Origin of the sequence: Oerskovia sp. NPDC060287, from assembly GCF_042726775.1 — a bacterium.
GTDB lineage: Bacteria > Actinomycetota > Actinomycetes > Actinomycetales > Cellulomonadaceae > Oerskovia > Oerskovia merdavium.
The window spans coordinates 1-7,082 of the sequence record NZ_JBHXBO010000216.1 but is presented as its reverse complement, the minus strand read 5'-3'; the positions used below and the strand labels follow the sequence as shown (position 1 = coordinate 7,082).

At 72.6% G+C, this 7,082-nt stretch carries 4 protein-coding genes; 3 read left to right on the top strand and 1 reads right to left on the bottom strand.

Annotation, left to right across the window (positions count from 1 at the left end):
* Nucleotides 1–37 precede the first annotated feature (37 nt).
* A complete protein-coding gene (locus ACFWFR_RS15805; RefSeq protein WP_377623592.1) occupies nt 38–4,867 on the bottom strand; it encodes a VWA domain-containing protein in 4,830 nt (1,609 codons plus the stop codon).
* 165 nt (nt 4,868–5,032) lie between these two features.
* Here ACFWFR_RS15805 and ACFWFR_RS15800 point away from each other — a divergent pair, with 165 nt between their 5' ends.
* The 3 genes from ACFWFR_RS15800 to ACFWFR_RS15790 form a co-directional block, all read left to right on the top strand.
* Nucleotides 5,033–5,563, top strand: coding sequence for a GNAT family N-acetyltransferase (locus tag ACFWFR_RS15800; protein ID WP_377623591.1), 531 nt, complete (start codon nt 5,033–5,035; stop codon nt 5,561–5,563).
* A 134-nt stretch (nt 5,564–5,697) separates the two neighbouring features.
* Complete coding sequence (locus ACFWFR_RS15795) at nt 5,698–6,135, top strand: universal stress protein (protein ID WP_191805814.1); 438 nt, start codon at nt 5,698–5,700, stop codon at nt 6,133–6,135.
* Between the two features lie 98 nt (nt 6,136–6,233).
* The coding region (locus ACFWFR_RS15790) for an alpha/beta hydrolase (RefSeq protein ID WP_377623590.1) at nt 6,234–7,082 on the top strand (849 nt) is incomplete at its 3' end.

Sequence of the window (7,082 nt, the reverse complement as noted above, 5' to 3'; positions counted from 1 at the left end):
CTCCCCCCCGAGGGGAGCGGCCCGTCCTGCCGTCCGGCTAGGAGTTCGCCCGGCGCCGGCGGACCGTCACGAGCGTCCCGCCGAGGAGGACAAGGAGCAGCGCCCCCGTGAGGATCGCGGCGACGTCCGCTCCGGTGACCGGCAGGCTCGACGGCGGCGTCGTGGAGACCGGTGGGACCTTGTGCGTCGTGGTGCACGAGACGCACCCGCCACCCGGGCCCGGCGTCGCGACGTTGGTGACCGTCACGCCGTGAGCGCTCGACGAGAGCTTGACCTGGTAGGAGATCGCGACCGTCGCTCCCGCGGTCGCGAGGTCCGGCACCGTCCAGGTGAGCGTCGTCCCGGAGAGCGTCGCCCCCGGCGGCGGCGAGACCAGGGTCCCGTACGCGAGGACCTTCGACAGGTCGTCCGTGACCACGGCCCCGCTGACCAGCGCGTCGGTCGTGCTCGTCACGGTCAGCGTGTAGGTGATGACGCTGCCCGCCTCGACGGTCGTCCCCGTCACGGGGTCGCTCGTCTTGGCGAGCGTCCACGCGGGCGTGACGTGCGACGTCGTGCGGCACGCCTCCGCCGGGTCCACGACCGCGAGTGCCGCAGGTACGGCCGCCACGGCGGCAGCCGAGACGTCGGCCGCGAGCGCGGTCGCGTCCGTGACGAGGGCGGACACCGACGGCGCCACCGCCTCGGGCTCGACGGGCGGCTCGGGCTCGACGCAGGGCTCGGCACCGGGTGCCGTGACGACGTTGGTCAGGGTGACCCCGTACGCTCCGTCGTCGACGCGCACCTGGTAGGTGATCGTCTCGGTGCCGACCAGGTCTCCGATCGTCCAGACGAGGTTCGTCCCCGTCAGCACGGCGCCGCCCGTCGAGGCCTCGATGCTGCCCTCGACCAGCGTCGCGTCGTTCAGCACCTGGGAGAGGTCGTCCGTGACGACGACCTGCGCGTCGAAGCCCTCGCCGACTCGCGTCGCAGTCACCGTGTAGGTGATGACGTCGCCCGGCAGGACGGTCGCGCCGTTGCCCGGGTCGCTCGACTTCACGACCGTGAACGGTGCCGGGACGTCGTCGTTGACGACCGTGCAGACGACCGTCTGCCCGACCCCGACCGACACGCTGCCGCCCTCGACGGGCACCGGCGTGGGCTCGCCACCTTCGACCGGCGGGATCTCACAGGTCCAGCCGGACGCCTCGTACCCGGCCGGGCCGCCCGTCTCGGAGAGCGCATAGTCGCCGACCTCGACGTCCGCGCCCGTGACCGCGGGATCACCGCTCACGCCGCTGAGCGGCGTCGGTCCGTCGGCCTCGAGCGTCCAGTCGGTGGGTTCCGCCGAGCCACCATCGTCGTTGACGACCTCCTTGACGAGCGTCAGCGACGGCTGCTGGGCAGTGTTGAGGATCGTGCACGTCACGTCCGCGCCGAGCGGGACGTTCACCGTCGAGCCGGTGAGGGCCCCGCCCGTGCAGGTCCACGCGCCGGCCGTGTACCCCGCCGGGCCCTCCTCCGAGAGCGCGTAGTCGCCGATCGCCACGGGGGCCGAGGTCACGGCGTCCGACCCCGACGCACCCGAGACGCCCGTCGTCGGTCCGGCCGCGGTCAGCGTCCAGTCGGACGGCTCGTACGTCCCGCCGGTCGTCCCGTTGTCGACGTCCTTGACGAGCGTGAGCGTCGACTGCTGGGCGCGGTTGATGATCGTGCAGGTCACGTCGGCGCCGGACTCGATCGCCACGGCGGCGCCGGTGACCGTCGCCCCCGTGCAGCTCCAGGCACCTGACGTGTAACCCACGATCGCGGACTCCGTGAGGTCGTAGGTGCCGGCGAAGACGTCGACCTGCGAGACGCCGCCCGCACTGGTCGGGTCACCGTTGCCGGACACCTCCGCTTGTCCGACGATGCCGTCCGGCGTCGCAGTGAGCGTCCAGCTCGCGGGGACCTCGGTGGCTCGGGTCGTCCCGGCCTCGACCTGCTTGACGAGGGTCAGCCTCGCCGGGGTGTCCGAGTTGACGAACGTGCAGCTTCCCGTGTCCAACGGCTGCAACGTGACGGTCAGGTCGTCCGGCACGTCCAAGACCTCACAGCTCGCACTCGTCTGCACGTATCCCGTCGGAAGGCCCGACTCGCTGACCTGGTAGGTCACCCCGGGACGGACCGAGATCGACGTGGCGGTGCCCGAGCCGGTGACCGTCTGTGCCACGACTCCCGGGGGGACGGTCCCGATCGGTGTCGCAGTGAGGCTCCAGTCGCTCGGGGCCGCCGTCCCACCGAACCTGTTGTCGACGATCTTCTGAAGGTCCAGCGTGGCGGTCTGGTTGACCGCGGTGCAGCGGATCCACCGGCCCAGAGGCACGTTCACGCCGCCGTTCAAGCCGTCGGAGAAGCCCGGGATGACCGTGACCCCGTCCGCGGCGAGCTCGACGCACAGCCAGGTCCCCGTGGAGTTGGGGATGATGACCGCGTTGGGCCCTCTGACCTGGGCGTAGTTGGGGTCACCACCCGACTCCGCCAAGGGGTAGACCACACCGGGGGTCACGAGCGCGGTCGCCCCGGGTGAGCCTGTGACGCCGTTCGGTCCGGCCAGAGCGCTGCCGGGGGCGACCGCGTCGAGGGTCCACGCGGTCGGCGACGCCGGACCACCCTGGACCGTCTTGGCGAGCGTCAGCTTGCTCTCGCACGTCACGGTGTTCGTGACCATGGCCGAGTTGGCGCCGGCGACGAGCGTGACCGACGACGGCAAGGCTTGGTCGACCGTCGTACCGTTCACGTTCGTGACCCGCTGGCTGACGAACCTGCAGCCCTGGAGACCGTTGGTCGTCGTCTCCGCGACCGCGATCGACTGGCCCTGCTGCAGACCGGTCCGCGGAACTCCCCAGGCCTGCGGAGTTCCTGCGACCTGGGCCGCGGCGGTCAACGCACCTGGCTGCTGCCCGTCCGCGTAGGACGTGCCGTTGACGACCCAGGTCTTGTCGACGACCAGCGACGCCACGGGGCTCGGCGCACGGTTGTAGACCGTGCAGGACACGGCCGCGGTCGCGGACACCGGCACCTCGAACCCCGTGTCGCCGGAGTTCGTCACGGTCACCGAGGCCCCCGTGACGAGATTGGTGCAGACCGCGTTCGCGCCGCCGACCTGCTGGAGCGTGAAGCCGGACTGCTGCGTCTCCATGACCCCGACCGTCCCGGACGTCGTCCCGCCCGTGAACGTCAGCCCGAAGTTCGCCGCTCCCGTGCCGGCTGCCGTGGCCGTGGTGGCCGGTGCGTCGACGCCCATCCCCGCGGACTGCGACTCCGCGGTGAGCTCCCAGCCGCCCGAGGGTTCTGCCCCGGCGATCGACCCGACGGGTGCCGTCGACGGGACGACCTGCTTGACGACCGAGACGGAGCCCTCGCAGCTGCCGAGGGCGAGCTCGCGCAGCTGGTTGCCGGCCTCCTCGTAGTCGGTGGTCTGGAAGTAGTCGATCCCGGCCTGGGTTCCCGAGATGGCCCGCAGGTTCAGGCCGCTGCCCGCGCTGTCGATACCGTCTCCGACGCCGAATGCGACCATGTGGGTCCCCTGTGCCTTGACCGCGTTCGCGCTGAACACCCCGTTCTCGACCTCACGCAGACGGGTGAAGTTCCCCGGACCCTCCTGGTTGCCGTAGAAGGTCGGGTTGCCGTCGGTGATGACCACGGCGACGTCGTAGGCCGTCGAATCGGTCGCGACCTGGTAGATGCCACGGTCCCAGTTGGTGCCACCCACCGCGGTGTACGAGTTGATCCGGTTCGTCACGAGCTGGGCGCTCGCCGCGGTCGAGACCGGTGTCAGGGCGAGGTTGGGGTTGTTGGCGGCCGGCGCCAGCGAGCTGAAGGTGAACAGCCCCATGTTGGACGGCGTCCCCGTGAGGGACGCGACGAACTGGTTCGCTGCTGCCTTGAGCTCCGGCAGGTCCGGCGCGACCGAACCGGAGAGGTCGAGCACGAGGGCGACGTCGATCCCGCACTGCGCGGGGAAGGTCGGGTTGACCCGCGACGACTGCCAGATGCCGCCCGACGCGGTGTTGTTCGTGTTTCCCGTGGTCAGCATGAAGGCGCCCTGGGACGTGTAGGTCGTCCCGGCCCGAAGCTGCAGCCCGGTGCGGAACTCGTACGGTGTGATGGTCGAGCCGCTGCTCCCGGTCCCGAGGTCCGGGTTCGTGTACCAGGTCGCCGGCACTCCCGTCTGCACGACCCAGAACCTGCGGTCGAAGTTGGCGCCGCCCTGCTGCGTGGTCGGCACCACGAACGAGCAGTCGCCGTCCGCGTCCGACACGCACGTCGCCCAGGCGTCCGCGACGGGCGTGGTGGGTGCACCCACGCCGTTGTAGAGCTGAAGGGTGACTCCCGCGAGCGGCCCGACAGCGACCAGGCTGGTGCGGTCGCTACCGACCTTGACCGTGACGACGGCGTTGTTTCCCGTCGCCGGAGGCACCAGGAACGGCGTCACACCGGGACCCTCGTCCTCAGTCACCGCCGCCGGCATGGGCGGGCCCTGCACCTCGGCCTCGTCCGGTGCGTCCGCCCCGGTGTCGACCGAGGGCTCGCCCGTGGCCCCGTCCTGCCCGGGACCGGCGGGGGCTTCGGTTCCGCCGTCGGGCGACGGGCTCTCGGTCGCCCCCGGGTCCGCGGCCTCAGGGACCTCCCCGAGGTCGGCTGCCAGGTCCGTCGGCGACTCCGTCCACTCCGGGGTGACGGGCGGGTCCGCTGCCGTGGCCGCGCTGCTCGGCGCCGTCTCCGCACCCGCCGGTGCCACTGCACCGATCACGAGCAGGGAGGCGACGGCCAGCGAGGCCGTGATCCCTGGCAGCGTCCGTCGCGTCCTGGAGGTGGTCGGGCTCGTGGTCGGTGCACGTCGCATAGCGGTCCCCTTGTGGGCAGAGAGTCTTGCCGGTGAGCCAAGTCGTCTCGCTGAGGGCCACGGCATCGGCGGCGTGGCCCGATTTCAGAGTGGCACCCGGTGTCGCACGTGGCGACCTCTGCGCGCACGTTCACCCGGGCGATCCCGGCGCTGTACCGTGCCGGGATGACCCCCGCACCGACCGTGACCGTCCGCTCGGCGACGCGCCAGGACCTGCCCGTGATCGCGGAGATCGCGGCGCACTACGTCCTGCACACGGTCACGACCTTCCAGACCGAGCCGCTCCCGCTCGCGGGCTGGGAGGAACGGTGGGAGTCGCTGCGCGCGGCGGGCCGCCCGTTCCTTGTCGTCACGGTCGCGGGCGGCCCAGGTACGCCCGACGACGTCGCCGGGTTCGCGTACGTGGGCGCGTGGCGCGAGCGGCCCGCCTATGCGGCCACGGGTGAGGACACGATCTATCTCGCCCCCGGCGCCGAGGGGCAGGGACTGGGTCGGGCGCTGCTCACCGCTCTGCTCGAGGAGGCCCAGCGGGCCGGGATCCGCGAGATCGTCGCGGTCGTGAGCGACGCCGGCTCGCCCGCGTCCGTGGTGCTGCACGAGAAGCTCGGATTCCGCCACGTCGGACGGCTCGAACGGGTCGGCTTCAAGCACGGCCGGTGGCTCGACACCGTGCTGCTCCAGCGCTCGCTCGGCTGACGCCGCGCCCGCGGCGGACCCGACCGCGCGAGGCGAGGGACGCCGTCGGGCCCGTGACCGTCGGTTCCCGTGGCACGACCGATCCGCGCGCCCCGTGGCACGCCCCGCAGGCGCGCCCGTGGCACGATGGACAGATGATCCGACCCCTGCTCGTCGGAGTGCACCCGGGCCAGCACCCGGACATCGTCCAGCGCGCCGCCGGCTTCGCCCACGCCCTGGGGACGACGCTCGTGTGCGTGTGGGTCGACGTCGGGCCCGTTCCCGACGACGGGGCCGGTGAGCGGCGGCTGACGACCGAGCTCGACCGCGCGCTGCGCGGGACCGGCGTCGGCTGGAGCCTCGTCGTGACGGGCGACGGCGACGTGGCCCGCCAGCTCGACGAGGCCGCCGTGGGGCACGACGCCGCGATCGTCGTGGTCGGCGCGCATCGCGCGGGGGCCGACGGATGGCGCAACGAGGCGCTCGGCGGCTCGGTCGCCGGTCGGCTCTCGCACCTGCAGCACCGGCCCGTGGTCGTGCTGCCCGTGCTCCCACCGCCCAGCCAGGACGGCCCGGACAGCGCCGAGGACTGAACCGACCCGGCCGCACACCGCGCGCCGGACGCGCGGATCACCCGGCGCAGCACTCGTGCTGCCGCGCTCCGGCCCGTCCCCCTGGCTAGGCTCCGGGCATGGTCTCCCCGTCTCCGGCGCCCCCCGCCTCCCTCCCGACCGTGGGGCGCCGCCGCTGGCCCCGGGTCCTCGGCTGGGTCGGGGCCTCGCTCGGGCTCGCGGGGATCGCGACGTTCGTCGCTTTCCAGGTCAGCCCGTGGCCCTCTGCCCTCCTCATCCGGTACGCGTTCGACAAGGGCGGCCACGAGACCGACGCGAAGCTCGCGGACCTCGTCCCGTCCGGCGTCGTGAGCACGACCGACATCGCCTACCGCGCCGACGACCCCGACGCCCTGCTCGACGTGCACCGCCCGGAGAACGCCGCCGGCCCCCTGCCCACGGTCGTGTGGACGCACGGTGGCGGGTGGGTCTCGGGCAGCAAGGAGCAGGTCGCGAGCTACGCGAGGATCGTCGCGAGCCACGGGTACACGGTCGTCGCGGTCGACTACTCCATCGCGCCCGGCGCGACCTACCCCACACCGCTGTTCGAGCTCAACGACGCGCTCGCGTACGTGACCGAGCATGCCGACGAGCTGGGCGTCGACCCTGAACGGATCGTCCTCGCGGGCGACTCGGCAGGGTCCCAGATCAGCGCGCAGGTCGCGGCCGCGGTCACGAGCCCGGCCTACGCGCAGGGGCTGGGCCTCGACCCCGCGATCGGGCCCGACCAGCTCGCAGCCGTGGTGCTGCACTGCGGCGCGTACGACATGTCGCTCGTCGACACCTCGACGGGCGGCGCGAGCGCCTGGTTCCTCGAGACGGTCCTGTGGGCGTACGCGGGCACCAAGGACTTCGCCGACGACCCTCGCTTCGCCGCCGCGTCGGTCGCGCAGCACGTGACCGCGGCGTTCCCGCCCGCGTTCCTCACG